Source organism: Micromonospora sp. NPDC051296, assembly GCF_040682255.1.
GTDB classification, from domain to species: domain Bacteria; phylum Actinomycetota; class Actinomycetes; order Mycobacteriales; family Micromonosporaceae; genus Micromonospora; species Micromonospora craterilacus.
Window position 1 is genome coordinate 1 of sequence record NZ_JBFBAO010000156.1, and the last position, 14,689, is coordinate 14,689.

Here is a 14,689-nt window from a genome sequence, read left to right on the forward strand (position 1 = left end):
GCCGGGAGGTCGCCGACGCGATCCCGCACGCCACCTTCGACCTGATTCCAGGCTGCGGTCACTACGGCTATCTGGAGGATCCGGCGACCGTCAACCGCAGCATTCTCGGCGCGTTCCGGACGGTGGGGGCGGTGGCCCGATGAGCGGTGAGCGGCAGCGCGTCGTCATCGTGGGCGCCGGGCTGGCCGGCTCGGCGCTCGCCGCGATGCTCGGCCGACGCGGCGTGCCGGTCGACGTGTACGAGCGCCGCGCGGACCCGGCCGAGATCGCGGCCCGCGGCGGGGCCCGGTCGATCAACCTGGGCATCTCCGAGCGCGGCATGCGGGTCCTGCGCGATTTGGGCCTGGCCGGGACGCTGGCCGGCCGAATGGTGCCGATGCGGGGCCGGGCGGTGCACCAGTCCGGGGGCCGGCTTACCTTCCACCCGTACGGCACACACGATCACGAGATCCTGCACTCGATCCTGCGCCACGACCTCAACGAGGCGCTGATGGACCTGGCCCGGTCGCACGACAGCGTGCGCTTCGTCTTCCACAGCCGGCTGTCCAGCCTCGACTTGGAGGCCCCAAAAGCCGCCTTCGTGGACGAGCGGACCGGCGAGCCGACCGTGGTGGCGGCCGACGTGGTGATCGGCGCCGATGGCGTCAACTCCGCGGTCCGGCGCGAGATGCAGCGCGGCACCCAGGCCAACTTCCGCAAGGAGTTCCTCGAGTGGGGCTACCGGGAGTTCGCCATTCCGGCCCCGGCGCACGGCGAGCACGCCCGGCTGGAGGCCTTTCACGTCTGGCCGGCTGCGAACGCCATGGTGGTCGCCCAGCCCAACCGCGACCGATCGATGACCGGGACCGTGTTCCTGCCGCTCACCGGCGAGGACAGCTTCGCCACGCTGACCCAGCCGGACCGGATCGTCGCCTTCTTCGACCAGTACTTCCCGGATCTGCGCAGCCTGGTTCCGGACCTGGTCGCGCAGTTCGCCGCGAAGCCGGTCGGCCACCTCGTGTCGGTACGCACCAGCCCGTGGTCTCACGCCGACCGGACCGTGCTGATCGGCGACGCCTGCCACGCCGTCTACCCCTTCTACGGCCAGGGCATGAACGCCGCGCTGGAGGACTGCGTCGCGCTGGACGAGTGCCTCACCGAGCACCCCGCCGACCTCGGTACCGCATTCCGGGCGTACGAGCAACGACGTCGCCCGCACACCGACGTGCTGGCCGACCTGAGCATCCAGCAGTTCGCGGAACTGCGCGACGGCCTGCGCTCGCCGCTCTTCCGGGCCCGCCGCCAGGCTGACCTGCTGCTGCACCGGCTGTTTCCGGCGGCCTGGCAGCCGCTCTACACGCTGGTCTCGCACACCACCACCCCGTACGCGGACGCGCTGCGCCAGGCCCGCCGGCAGGATCGCCTGCTGACCGTGGCGGCCAGCGCCGTGGCAGTGACCGTGGCCGGGGCCCTTGCTCGTGGCGCACTGCGCGAGTTGGGCGGCAGGCGGTGAGCCGGAAGCGGCTGCTTCCGGCTCACCGCCCGTTCCAGATCGGGAGCTCATCGGGCGGTACGGGCCTCATTCCGGCGCCGGAGGCGGACCACCACGAACACTGCGACGGCCACCAGCACGGCCAGGATCACAATCTTCTGGAACGAGCCCGCATAGCCCTCGACCCGCTCCCAGTTCTCGCCGAGCGCGTACCCGGAGAGAACGAAGATGCTGTTCCAGATGAGGCTGCCCAGCGTGGTGTAGACGAGGAAGCGCCCGAGCGGCATCCGAGCCACACCCGCCGGCACCGAGATCAGGCTCCGGAAGATCGGGATCATCCGGCCGAAGAACACCGCCTTGCTGCCGTGCTTGTCGAACCATGCCTGACAGCGGTCGATGTCTTCCGCGTTCACCAGCGGCATCCGCTCGGCGATCGCCCGCACCCGGCGCAGGCCGACGGCTGCGCCGATCCAGTAGAGGGCGAGCGCGCCGACCACCGAGCCGAGTGTCGTCCAGAACAGCGCCGAGGCGAGGCCGAAGTCACCCCGGCTGGCTGCGAAGCCGGCCAGCGGCAGGATCACCTCACTGGGCAGCGGCGGGAACAGATTCTCCAGGGCGACGGCGATCCCAGCACCGGGGCCGCCGATCCGTTCCATCAGGTCCACCGCCCACCCGGCGATCCCATCCTCCGGGGCCGCCTGGGCCACGTACCGGTTGATCATCTTGCTCCCCCCCGACGGCCGTACCAGGTATTCCGCGGCCATCCGTGCCGCGTGGCGTGCACCACCAACGCTATGGATTCGCGCCGCCCCTGCCTACGCACGATCGACAGCAATCGACCCCTACTTTCGACAGATGTGCCGAGGACGTCATGATCGAACTGCGCAGTGACACGTTCACGCTTCCGACCGGCCGCATGCGGCAGGCCATCGTGGAGGCCCCGCTCGGTGACGACATTTACGGCGAGGATCCGACCGTTGCCCGGCTGGAGCACCTGGCCGCGGAACGGCTCGGCAAGGCCGCGGCCTGCCTGATGCCGAGCGGTACGATGGCCAACCTGGCCGCCCAGATGGCGCACTGCCCGCGAGGGTCGAAGGTTGTCGTCGGGGCCGAGTCCGACATCTACCTGTACGAAGCGGGCGGTGCCTCGGTCTGCGGCGGACTCACCTACGCCCCCGTGCCCAACCTGCCGGACGGCCGACTGGACCAGGAGGCGCTGCACGCCGAGTTCGCCATCGACCACACCGACCCGCAGCTCGCCCTGCCCGCCCTGCTGTGCCTGGAAAACACCCAAAACCGGTGCGGCGGCGCGGTGCTGCCGCTGTCCTATCTGGAGCTGATGCGGACGTTCGCCAGCGAGCACGGGGTGCGCCTGCACCTGGACGGTGCCCGCGTCTTCAACGCCGCCGTGGCGCTGGGGGTCCCGGTGGCGGCGATCGCCGAGTACGCCGACTCGGTGCAGTTCTGCCTGTCCAAGGGGCTGGGCGCGCCGATCGGCTCGGTGGTGGCCGGCGGCGAGGCGTTCATCGGACGGGTCCGCCGGGTCCGCAAGCTGCTCGGCGGCTCGATGCGGCAGGCCGGGATCGTGGCCGCAGCCGGCATCGTGGCGCTGGACGAGATGGTCGACCGGCTCGCCGAGGACCACGCGCACGCCGCCCAGCTGGCCCGGGAACTGGCCGACGTGCCCGGCGTCGAGGTCGGCCCGTTCCCACAGACCAACATTGTCATGTTCCGGCTCACCGACGGCGACGTGCGGTCGTTCCTGACCGCCGCGGCAGCGCGCGGGCTGTCCCTGGCCGAGCTTGGCCGCGGCCGGATCCGCGCGGTCACCCACCATGGCGTCAGCGCCGCGGACGTCGACCGCGCGGCACAGATCGTGTCCGACGTGCTCGCCACGCAGACGCACCGACCCCTGGCAGGCACCACCGACTCGGGAGGCAGAAGCTCATGAACCCCACTGGCCGGCTACCCATCATCACCGGGGAGGGCGGCGAAGCGGAGTCCTGGGTGGCCGCGAACCGCGACGCACTGCGCTCCGCCGTGGCCGAACAAGGCGCAATCATGGTCCGTGGCCTCGGCATCGCCGACATCGCCGAGGCCGCCGCCGTGAGCAAGCTGCTGGCCGACCGGCTGTTGAGCGAACGGGAGGGCTTCGCCCCGCGGGACAGGTACGACGAGGGCGTCTACTCGTCCGCCATGTGGCCGCCGGAGCAGCCGATGTGCATGCACAACGAGGTCAGCTACGCGCTCGAGGTGCCGCGCCTGCTCATCTTCTCATGCCTGACGGCGCCCGTCGGCGGCGGCGCGACGGCCGTCAGCGACACCCGGGCCGTGCTGGCCGCGCTGCCGCAGGACCTGGTGGAGCGGTTCGCCCGCACTGGCTGGTTGCTCACCCGCAGCTTCAACGACCTGATCGGGGTGCCGTGGTCCGATGCCTTCGGCACCGCAGACCGCCAGGAGGCGCAGGCGTACGCCGACCGGCAGCGCATCGAGCTGACGTGGGGCGACGAGGGTAGCCTGCGCACCCGCCAGCACCGACACGCCGTGGTGCGGCACCCCGAGTCGGGCGAGCGGTGCTGGTTCAACCAGATCGCGTTCCTCAACGAGTGGACGATGGAGCCGGCCGTCCGGGAGTACCTGGTGGCCGAGTTTGGCGCGGATGGGCTGCCATTCAACACTTTCTTCGGCGACGGCGAGCCGCTCGACGAGACGATCGTGACGGCAATCAACGACGCGTACGAGCGGCACACCGTGCGGGAGCCATGGCAGGCCGGTGACCTCATGCTGGTGGACAACGTCCGGATGGCGCACAGCCGGGAGCCGTACGAGGGCGACCGGGACGTGGTGGTCGCCATGGCGGACCCGGTCCGGCTCAGGGGCGCGTAACCGCACCACGCGAAGTGACCCGGCTCCCCTGCGAAGCCGGGCCATTTCGGCGTTCCTAACCCACCTTGACGTGAATCAGCTCGGACGCCTTGTCCAGCGCGTCAATCACTGCTTGCCGGGTCGTGCCCGAGGCGATGACGTACCCGATCCGGCCGTACGCGTCGGTAGGCGGCGCCACCGTGGCGCCCTCCCCGACGGTGATCATGACCTGCTCCACGCCGGCCACCCGGGACGCCTCCTCGACGCCCTCGACGGCCACCAGGGTGCCGGCCTCGGCGGGCAGGACGAACTGGATGCCGGCGTACCCGTCCAGCCGCTCCGGCAGCGTCACCGGCAGGCCCGCCGCGTACCGGATCTGGCTCTCTATCAGATCGACGCCGCCGGCCAGCCGGAACAGGTCCGGGATCATGCCGCCGGCCAGACGCGGGTTGATCTCCACGATCGCCGGTCCTTCCAGGCCGACCTTCACCTCGGTGTGCGTCGGGCCGCCGGACACGCCGACCGCGGCCAGCGCCGACCGCACCAGCTCGGCGATCTCCCCGGCCCTCGACTGCGGCAGATCGGCCGGGACGATATGCCGGCACTCCACGAAGCTCGGCGCGGCGCCGGTGGTCTTCTCAACGATTCCCAGCAGCCGTTGCTCGCCGTCCAGGCCGAACATCTCGACGCTGTACTCCTGGCCCGGCAAGAACTGCTCGACCAGCGCGGTCCGGGCGGTGGGCAGCCCGCGCCCGTTCGTGGTGATCGCCACGGTCCGCTCGGCCTGCGCCGCCGCGTCCGACTCGGTGTCGCAGCGCAGCACGCCGGTGGAGCCGGAATCGTCGACCGGCTTGACCACGCAGGGCAGCCCGATCCGGGCAGCCGCCACGGCTGCCGCGGGACCGTCCTGAACCACGGCGAACAACGGCTGTCGCACGCCCGCCTCGGCCAACACCACGCGCAGCCGGCTCTTGTCCCGGCACCGGGACACCGCCTCCGGGCCCGCGCCGGATAGGCCGACGGCGGCCGCCAGCCGGGCCGCGAGGACCAGGTAGAACTCGCTCGTCGTGGTGACCGCGCCGATCAGGTGGTCGGGATACCCGTGCTCGCGCAGGGTGTCCACCATCGGCTGCACCCCATCGGTGCGGCAGGGCAGCACGGTGGCACCGGTATCGGCCAGCCCGCGGTAACGCTCGGGGCGGTCGGTGAGCAGCACCGGGTGCAGGCCGACGCGGCGAGCCGCGGTCAGCGCCAGCATCCCGCTGCCGGTCGTGTTCGACTCCACGAACACGATCACCGGCGGCTCGGCGTCCGGCGCGTTCCGCACGTACGACCAGCTGTGGACCGTGGTGCCGAGCGGCACCGGGCGTGCCCGGACGGGCAGCGGACCGACCAGGCCCCGCTTGGCCCGGTACTCGTCGTTGTAGATGGTGTCGACGTACCGGTCGCCGCGGTCGGGCAGGATGCCGACGATCGTGCTGCCGGACGCGGCCCGGCGGGCCATCTCGGTGAGCACCCGGTAGACCGAGCCTGAGGTGTTGCCGGCGAAGAGCTTCTGCTCGCGGGCCAACGCTCGGGTCGCCGCGAACGCCTCGTGGTCGCTGAGCCAGTGCACCTCGTCGATCATCGAGTGGTCCAGGTTCGGCGGGTCCAGGCTGTTGCCCAGCCCACTCTGCAGCCGCTGCGGCCAGTCCGGCTGGCCGAACAGCACGCTGCCAACGCAGTCGACGCCGACCACCCGCAGCTTCGGCAGGCTCTGCCGCAGCCGACGAGACGAGCCGCACAGCGAGCCGCCGCTGCCCACCGCGCCGACGATCACGTCGATCTGGTCGAGGTCGGCCAGCAGTTCCTCGGCGAGGGTGCGGTAGGCCGCCGGGTTGTCCGGGTTGTCGTACTGGCGCGGCCAGAACATGCCCGGGTGGGCCGCCATCAGCTCACGCAGCTTGGCCAGCCGGGCGCCCTGCCAGCCCTGGTCGTCCATGTCCGTGACGATGTGCACCTCGCAGCCGAGCGACCGCAGCTTGGCCAGTGTGATGTCGTCGATCCGCGGGTCGGTGACGATGTGCACCGGGTGGCCCAGCAGGTTGCCGACGAGAGCCACGCCGAGCGCCATGGTGCCCGACGAGCTCTCCACGATGGGGACGCCCGGCTGGAGTTCGCCGCGCTCGATGGCTGCGGTGATGATCTTCTGGGCCACCCGGTCCTTCATCGCGAACAGGTTGTGCATCTCCAGCTTGGCGTACACCCGTACGCCCTCGGCCGCAGGTACGGCCAGCCGTACCAGCGGCGTGCCGCCGATCGCATCGATGAGGTTTTCTGTACGCATGCCTTCCCCTTTCGCCGGCGCGGCCGATCAGCTGCCGAAATCAAAGGAGAGCGACTGGTAGACGGCGACATTGCCGGCCAGTGCGGCGCACGCCGAGGCGGTAGCGGCGAGCGTGTCGTGATAGTCGGGGCGGGCCCGGTCGAGCAGGATGCCGAGCATCGTGCCGCTGTGCGCGGCCACCACGCCCAGGCCGCCGACCCGCTCGCAGACGTCGACCATGTCGGACAGCATGGTGAACGGGCGCAGAATCTGGTTCATCTCGGCGCTGCGGGTGGCGATCCGGCCCACCTCGGCGAGGTCGCGGGCGCGTACCGCGTCGGCCATCCGGGCGAGCAGCCAGGCATACTCGCGCCTGTCGGCTGCCGAGAACGGCTTGGGCAGTTGGTTGAAGGCAACCGTGTCCACCTCGCCGCCCTCGTCCACGCCCACCACGGTCATGCTGGGCAGCGCGCCCAGCATCGCGCGTAGCCGCACCTGTCGGTGGTGGTACGCGACGATCCCCGGATAGAGCACGCCGTCGGTCGGCTCGATCTCCCGCAGGTGCGACTCGATGCGTTCGGGCGGCATGTCCACGCCCAGCGCGTTGCCGACCGCCCGGGCGGTGGCCACCAGGTCAGCCGACGAACTGGCCATCCCCTTGCCTTCGGGCAGCCCGCTGTCCAGGCTGAGGTGCGCGCCGATCCGCTCGCCGGTCTCGGCGATGATCATTTCTGCCAGCCGGGCGCCCTTGCGCTTGTGCGGCGGCCACACCTTGACCCCGGTCACCCCCGGATCCGTGCGGAACGTGGCGACGCTCCACCGGGCCACCGGGAAGGTGACCAGGAAGTCGCCGTCGTCCTCGGGCAGCCGGCCCTGCAACAGCTCGCCGAACGTGCCGTACGCGGCACCGACCCCGGTCGCGCCACGGTAGCGGGGCTTGGGCAAGAGCAGGCCGGAGGTGCGCGTCATGCTCATCGGTCCGCTCCTGGGGGCTCGTCCGCCACCAGCGTGGCGTCCAGTTCGGCCAGGCCCGCGGCGATCCGCTCGCGGCGCTGCTGCCACCACCGCTCGGCCCGGTCGAGGTGGACCTCCTGGCCGGCGAGCATGGCCCGGACAGCGTCCGGGTGGGTGGAGCCGGAGGTACGCTTCGTGGCCAGCGCGCCGTCCAGCGCGAACGCCTCGGCCAGCAGCGCGCCGGCGTCGCCCACGGCCAGGCCGCGGTCGGCCGCGAGCCGGGTCAACAGATCGCCGTCCGGCCGGTCCGGCGACAGTCCGGCGTCCGACGCCGCGACCACGTACTGCCCGGCGAGGACCTGGGCGGTCCGCCAGGGCACATCCGCGTGCAGGGTCAGCAGGTTGGCGAGGGTGAAGCCGCCCAGGTACTCCGCAGCGCAGGCAGCCCGGGTCCGGTCCGGATGCCAGCGCACGTTCTCCAGGACCGCGGTGAACAGCCGCAGCGTGGACAGCATTGCCGCGAAGGTGGCCGGCAACTGTGCGCCGGCCTCCTTGGAGACCTCGACCGAGTTGCTGTACGGGGTGCTGCGCTGCCCGAGCACCACGGCCAGGTGCCCGGCGGTGAGGTGCGCGGTTCGGGCTCGGATACGCTCCAGCACCGGAAAGTTGCGCTTCTGCGGCATCGCCGAGGAGATGCCGGCCCAGTTGTCCGGCCAGTCGACGAACCCGTAGCCCGCGCCCGCCCAGGTCATCAGGTCGGTGACGAAGCGGCTGACCGCCACGCCCCAGAGCGAGAATTCCGCCGTGGCGGTCAGTGCCCAGTCCCGGCCGGCCACCGCGGTGAGCGCATGCTCGCGGACCGCGCCGCAGCCGAGCAGGCGGGCCATCCGGGACCGGTCCCAGTCCAGCTCCTGCCCGGCCATCGCGCCGGCGCCGAGCGGGCACCGGTCGGCCGCCGCGTACGCCGCCTCCAGCCGGTCCAGGGTCTGGACGATGCAGTCCGAGACCGCCGACAGGTAGAAGCCCGCGCTGATCACCTGGGCCGGCTGTTGGTGGGTGTAGCCGGGCATCGACACGTTGACCGATTCGGCCGCCCGGCGCAACGCCACGCGGCCGCAGGCCAGCAAGCCCTCGGCCACCTCGACGATGGCGTCCCGACCGGCCAGCATCTGGGCGCCGGCCTGGAGGTCGTTGCGGCTGCGGTCGACGTGCCAGCGGGCCGGTACCGTACCGAGCCGCTGGCTAACGGCACGCTCAAGGGAGAACGCCACGTCGGCCATGCTCTCGCCGGCACATCGGATCAGCTCGTCGGCGTCCAGCGCGTTGAGCGCGCCGGCCAGCGCGGCGACCTCGGCGCCGTCCAGCAGGCCGAGGCGTCGGTACTCGGCCAGCAGCACCTTCTCCTCACGCACGTACCAGGGCAGCAGCGCCCGGAGCTCGTAGTCGAGCTGGGGCTGGAGCACCTCGGCACGGTACAGGTCGTCCGGGCCGGAGGCGATCCGGCCGGTGAGGCTCGACGCGCTGGCCACGCTTGCCATCGCCGCCCGCCTCAGGCCGGACGCCGGACGAGGTCCGTGCAGGCCTCGAGGACCAGTGCAGCGGTGTTGCCGGGCCGGGTCCGGGCGAAGTAGTGCCCGCCCTCCGGCAGCTCGTGCAGGACCGCGCCGGCGCTGACCGCGTCCCAGTCGCGGTACCGCTCCTGGTAGCCGGCCGTCGCCGGGTCGTCCGCGCCGACCACCACGTGCACCGTGCTGCGCAGCCGGTGGTCTTCGGGATGATCGCGGACGGCCATCAGGAACCGATCGGCGCTGCCGATGTCGTGCCGGTACGCGGCGGCGACCAGCGCGGCCCGTTTCGGCTTGAGCCCGTCCAGCTCGATGTACGCGCTGTCCTGGAGCAGCCGGCGGGTGATCTCGCGGTCGTCCATCCGCTCGATCTCGTCGAGCTCGGCGGCCAGGGTGGCGGTGTCGTCCAGCAGCTGCGCGGCCAGGAAGACCCGGGGCTCGACGCCGCGCTGTTCCAGCAGCCGGGCGGTGGCCAACGCGTGCGCCGCGCCGGCGCAGTGCCCCCAGAGCATGACCGGCGTGGCGATCCGCCGGGTGATCTCGCTGGCAGCCCGCTCGGCGATCTCCGGCACGTCGGTCAAGGGCTCGTCCGGACCACCCAGGTCGTGGCCGGGCAGCTCCACCCCGTACACCGCAACGCCGTCCCGCTCCAGCTCCTTGGCCAGCAGTTGGTAGTTGACGGCGTTACCACCCGCGTACGGGAAGCAGACGATCGTGGCCATCGCGCCGACGGCGCCGTTCAGCGGCTGCAGCATATCGACCGACGTCGCATCGTCCGCGGCCGGGTTCGCGGCGGCACCCTGATCGACAACCTCGGCCAGCGCGGACAGCACCGGGTACCGGGTGAGCTGTCGCAGCGACATCCGCCGGTCGAGCTTGACTACCAGCCGTACCGCGGCCAGAGACGTACCGCCGAGCGCGAAGAAGTCGTCGTCCCGGCCGATCCGCTCGACCGGCACGTTGAGCACCTCGGCCCAGGCGGTGGCGAGGCGGCGTTCGGTGTCCGAGGCGGGGGCCACGTACGTGCCACCACCGTGCCCGAGCGTGCCGGCGAGCATGGCCAGCACCTTCTTGTCGACCTTGCCGTTCTCGTTCAGCGGCAGGGTGTCGAGGCGGTGCACGTAGGACGGGACCATGTACTCGGGCAGCCACTGGGCCAGGTGGTCGCGGGCCGCGCCGGCCTCCACCTCTTCGGCGGCCGCGTAGAACGCCACCAGGTTGCGGCCGCCGTCCAGCACCACGGCCGCGTCCCGGACGCCGGTCATGGCCAGCAGCTTGTTCTCGATCTCGCCGATCTCGATCCGGAATCCCCGGATCTTGACTTGCTGGTCACGCCGGCCGAGGAACTCGATGCGGCCCTCGGGCAGCCACCGGCCGAAGTCACCGGTCCGGTACATCCGGTCGTTCGGTCGAAGCGGGTCGATCACGAACGCCTGCCGGGTCCGCTCCTCGTCGTTGATGTAGCCGCGGCCGACGGCCATGCCGGAGAAGGCGATCTCGCCGGGTGAGCCGAGCGGGACCAGGGCCAGGTTCTCGTCCAGGATGTACGTGTTGACGTTGCGCAGCGATCGCCCCACGGTGACGAAGCCGCGTTCCGGCACACCGGTCAGCACCTCGTGCATGGTGTCGTCGGAGACCTCGGTGGCGCCGTACGCGTTCACCAGCTTGACCTGCGGATAGGCGGCGAACCAGCGGCGTACCAGGTCGAACTTGAGCGCCTCGCCGGTGACCGAGATGGACCGCAGCCGGCCCAGGTCACGATGCGACTGCTCGAGCCGGGTCAACAGGATCTCGAAGTAGGACGGGACGAGCTGGGCGACCCGGACGTCCGCTGCGAGCAACTCATCGAGGAACCGGTCCACGTCGAGCTGCACGTCGGTGTCCACGATACGCACGCTGCCGCCGGACAGCCACGGCGCGGCGAACTGCCACAGGGAGATGTCGAAGCACTGCGAGGCGGTCTGGGTAACCACGTCGTGCTCGGTCAGCTCCATGTCTTCGATCTTGATGTAGAGGTGGTTCAGCATGCCCACGTGCTCGCACATGGCGCCCTTGGGAGCGCCGGTCGAGCCGGAAGTGAAGTAGATGTAGGCAAGCTGGCCGGGCTCGATCGGCACCCGCGGGTCGTCGGCCCGCTCGTTCCGGCACGCGTCGGCGGCGTACACGATCTCGGTGGGCCGGTCGAGGGAGACGACCGCCGCGTCCAGGGTGGCGGTGCTGCTGGGCTCGCTTAGCACCAGGCGGCAGCCGCTGCGCTCCAGCTGGGTGGCGATCCGCTCGGCCGGGAACGCCGGGTGGACCGGCAGGTAGACGCCGCCGGCCTTGAAGACGGCGAGCGCTGCGGCCAACCAGTCCAGGTTGCGCTCCATCACGACGGCGACCACCTGCTCGGCGGTCAGCCCGCGGTCCACCAGGGTGTGCGCGATCCGGTTGGCCCGCTCGTTGAGCTCGGCGTAGGTCCAGTGCTGCTCGTTGTGCGCGGCGGCCAGCCGGTCCGGGTGGGTGCGTACCCGCTCCTCGAACTGCTCGACGAACATCTCGGCCGGCAGTTCGCGGCGCGGTCCGGCAAGGCCGTGCATCTGCAGCTGGATTTCCTCGGCGGAGAGCAGCGTGGCACGGTGGTGCGCGGCGTCGAGGTCGGCCAGAGCGGTCTCGTACCCGCGGAGGTAGTAGCCGAGGAGCCGCTGCGCGTAGTCCTCGTCGATCACGTCGACCCGGTGCCGTACCTGCACGGTGGCACCGGTGAGGCGTACCAGCAGCACGCAGCCGTCCGGCAGGTTCTCCTCGGTGCCGTCCAGGTCGAGTAGCACCTCGGGGAGTGTCTCGCCGCGCTCGTCGGCGCCCTCGTTGAGCGCTGCTGCGGCCACCGCGATCAGGTCGCGCCAGGAGCCGGGCGGTACCGCCAGCACGACCGTGGCCCGGTTACCGTCGTGCACCAGGCCGGTCGTCGCATGCCGTTCCGAGGTGATCAGGCTCAGCACCTTGGCGTGCATGGTCAGCGCCAGTACCTCGCGGGGCACGCCGGCCGCAGTCGGTCCCGCAGGCAGGACCCCGACGACAGTTCCGACCCCGGCGCCGGTCGCGTGCGGCCATGTCCAGCGGGGAATACGGGTCGCCTCGGAAATTGACGTGCGAAGCTTCTCTGCCACCTGTCCCCCATTATTGCAGCGGAAACACGGCGCATTCCACGCCGCCGGAGAAATGACGCGCGGCACGCACATCAAAGGCAATGCCCTGAGCGGCCGAATTGACTTACCGAAGCCTGCCCGACGTGGTGCCGGGCAGTCAAGGCGCTTAAGCGAGGGGTAAACGGCACCGGTGGTGAAACAGCAAGCGGCCCACCTCCGGGCATACCGGTCACGGTGGGCCGCTCGGGTGCCGCGCGGGCACGCTCAGGCGCCGTCGGCCTCCATGGCAGCGATCAGACTCTTGGGCCGCATGTCGGTCCAGTTCTCCTCGACGTAGTCGAGCGCCGCCTGGTGGCTCGCGTCCTTGAGGACGACCTCCCAGCCGGCCGGCACCTCGACAAACGTGGGCCAGAGGGAGTACTGCCCCTCCTCGTTGACAAGCACATGGTAGGTGCCTTCGGGATCTTCGAACGGGTTGGTCATGGCTGATGCTCCTTCTCCCCGGGAAGGTGTTGCTCGGATGCGAGTCGCGCGGCGAGGCCCCGACCGACGGCCGCAATCGACTCCGGTCGGGTCAAGAGGCCCTCGTGATCGGAATCGATCTCGTGGGTGTGAACGACGCCGTTGACATACGGCTGCCAGGACTCGGGGCCCAGTGCACCCGAGTATTCCGCAAGCGTGCCGGTCGCCGAGAACAGTAACATGTCCCCGGAGAATCGGGAAGGGTCAATTGACCGCATGAGCCGGATGTTATTGACATAGACATCCTTCATTCCACCGATGACCCGCTCCCCGACCGCCGCCAACGGCAAGTTTTGGCCGCGGAGGAACTCGACGTATTCGCCGAGCACCCGCTCCGGGTCGGCGTGTAGGTCGTCCGACTCGAAGGTGAAGCCGGCGGCGCGCAGGTTGGCCGCGACCACGGCGTGCTCGTCGAACTCGCGAGCGGCGTCGGCGGGCCGCGGCGGGTACGCGTCGGCCAGCGCCAGCAGGTCCACCTCGGCACCCTCGGACCGCAGCCGAGCGGCGAGCGCGTGCGCCACCAGGCCGCCGAACGACCAACCGAACAGCCGGTACGGCCCGTCCGGCAACACCCGCCGGATCTGCGCCGCGTAGTCGGCCACCATGTCGTCGAGGGTGTCGGCGACCGGCTCCGCCCGGGTCAGCCCGCGCGCCTGGAGCGCATACACGGGCTGGTCCGGGTGGAGGTGGTTGAGCAGGCCGACGTAACACCAGCTCAGCCCGGAGCCGGGGTGGATGCAGAACAGCGGCGGCCGGCTGCCTCGCTTGCGCAGCGGCAGCAGCGGCGCGAACGAGTCGTCCGGGCCGCCCTCGTCCAGGGCCGTGGCTAACTGGGCGACGGTAGGCGCCTCGAACAGCGTCCGCACCGAGGCCTCCACCCCGAGCGCCGCGCCGATCCGGGTCATCAGACGGGTGGCCAGGAAGGAGTGGCCGCCCAGCGCGAAGAAGTCGTCCTGGACGCCGACCCGCTCGACCTCCAGCACCTCGGCGAAGAGATCGCAGAGCAGCTGCTCGCGGTGGTCGCGCGGGGCACCGCCGCCGGACGCGAGTGCCGGCAACGCCGCCCGGTCGAGCTTGCCGTTCGCGGTGAGCGGCAGCGCCGGCACAGGCACCACGGCCGAGGGGACCAGGAAGTCCGGAAGCCGACGTGCCAGGCTGCGACGGACCGCCGCCTGCTCGACGGTCATGCCGTCGGCCGGCACGACGTACGCGACCAGACGCTTGTCCCGGGACCGGTCCTCACGCACCAGCACCGCCGCCTGGGCCACCTCAGGCAGCGTCACCAACGCAGCCACCACCTCGCCCGGCTCGATCCGGAAGCCACGGATCTTGACCTGGTCATCGCTCCGACCGAGGTAGACGAGGTCGCCGTCGCGCCACCGCACCACGTCGCCGGTGCGGTACATCCGGCTGCCCGGCGGGCCGTACGGGTCGGCCACGAACCGCCCCGCAGTCAGGCCCGGCCGGCCCAGGTAGCCGCGGGCCAGGCCGTCACCAGCCAGGTAGAGCTCGCCCAGGACTCCGGGCGGCACCAGGCCGAGCGCCGGGTCCAGCACGTACGCACGGATGTTCGGGATCGGCCGCCCGATCGGCGCGATGACCGGCCAGTCGTCCACGTCGGCCGGAAGCGTGTACGCGGTGACCACGTGCGTCTCGGCCGGGCCATAGTGGTTGTGCAGCCGGCACACCTGGCCGGTGAACAGCTCCCGTACGGCCCCGAGGGTGAGCGCCTCGCCGGCCTGCGCTATGTCCACCAGCGACGGCAGTGCACGGGCGTGTTGTACCGCCGCTTCGGCGACCGCGTCGACCACCAGATTCGGCGCGTACAGCTCCTCGACACCGGATCCGTCGAGCCAGTCGCGCAGCCGGTCTGGGTCGC

General features: G+C 71.1%; 10 protein-coding genes. 3 read left to right on the top strand and 7 right to left on the bottom strand.

The genetic code is table 11. From position 1 onward, the window contains the following. Nucleotides 1-139 precede the first annotated feature (139 nt). Nucleotides 140-1,492, top strand: coding sequence for an NAD(P)/FAD-dependent oxidoreductase (locus tag AB0M52_RS17810; protein WP_363954502.1), 1,353 nt, complete (start codon nucleotides 140-142; stop codon nucleotides 1,490-1,492). Nucleotides 1,493-1,539: 47 nt separating this feature from the next. Here the strand turns inward: AB0M52_RS17810 and AB0M52_RS17815 are convergent, their stop codons facing one another. Next, nucleotides 1,540-2,193, bottom strand: a complete 654-nt coding sequence (locus AB0M52_RS17815; RefSeq protein ID WP_363954504.1) for a DedA family protein — start codon at nucleotides 2,191-2,193, stop codon at nucleotides 1,540-1,542. A 149-nt stretch (nucleotides 2,194-2,342) separates the two neighbouring features. Here AB0M52_RS17815 and AB0M52_RS17820 point away from each other — a divergent pair, with 149 nt between their 5' ends. Beyond that, complete coding sequence (locus AB0M52_RS17820; protein ID WP_363954506.1) at nucleotides 2,343-3,422, top strand: GntG family PLP-dependent aldolase; 1,080 nt, start codon at nucleotides 2,343-2,345, stop codon at nucleotides 3,420-3,422. Further along, nucleotides 3,419-4,357 (top strand): TauD/TfdA family dioxygenase, encoded by a 939-nt coding sequence (locus AB0M52_RS17825; RefSeq protein WP_363954508.1) that lies wholly within the window; start codon nucleotides 3,419-3,421, stop codon nucleotides 4,355-4,357. The genes AB0M52_RS17820 and AB0M52_RS17825 overlap by 4 nt, the downstream gene beginning before the upstream one ends. 55 nt (nucleotides 4,358-4,412) lie before the next feature. Here the strand turns inward: AB0M52_RS17825 and AB0M52_RS17830 are convergent, their stop codons facing one another. The 6 genes from AB0M52_RS17830 to AB0M52_RS17855 all read right to left on the bottom strand — a co-directional run. Further along, entirely contained in the window at nucleotides 4,413-6,662 is a 2,250-nt protein-coding gene (locus tag AB0M52_RS17830) for a pyridoxal-phosphate dependent enzyme (protein ID WP_363954510.1), read from the bottom strand. Between the two features lie 27 nt (nucleotides 6,663-6,689). Further along, nucleotides 6,690-7,616: a kinase gene (locus AB0M52_RS17835; RefSeq protein ID WP_363954512.1), complete on the bottom strand. Its 927-nt coding sequence runs from the start codon at nucleotides 7,614-7,616 to the stop codon at nucleotides 6,690-6,692. Beyond that, nucleotides 7,613-9,133 carry a lyase family protein gene (locus AB0M52_RS17840; RefSeq protein ID WP_363954514.1) on the bottom strand — a complete coding sequence of 507 codons (1,521 nt, stop codon included), beginning with the start codon at nucleotides 9,131-9,133 and terminating at the stop codon, nucleotides 7,613-7,615. The genes AB0M52_RS17835 and AB0M52_RS17840 overlap by 4 nt, the downstream gene beginning before the upstream one ends. Nucleotides 9,134-9,144: 11 nt before the next feature. Beyond that, nucleotides 9,145-12,180: an amino acid adenylation domain-containing protein gene (locus tag AB0M52_RS17845; RefSeq protein ID WP_363954516.1), complete on the bottom strand. Its 3,036-nt coding sequence runs from the start codon at nucleotides 12,178-12,180 to the stop codon at nucleotides 9,145-9,147. Nucleotides 12,181-12,552: 372 nt separating this feature from the next. Next, nucleotides 12,553-12,771 carry an MbtH family protein gene (locus tag AB0M52_RS17850; protein WP_363954518.1) on the bottom strand — a complete coding sequence of 73 codons (219 nt, stop codon included), beginning with the start codon at nucleotides 12,769-12,771 and terminating at the stop codon, nucleotides 12,553-12,555. Continuing rightward, on the bottom strand, nucleotides 12,768-14,689 hold a 1,922-nt coding region (locus tag AB0M52_RS17855; protein ID WP_363954520.1), incomplete at its 5' end, for an alpha/beta fold hydrolase. The genes AB0M52_RS17850 and AB0M52_RS17855, both read right to left, overlap by 4 nt.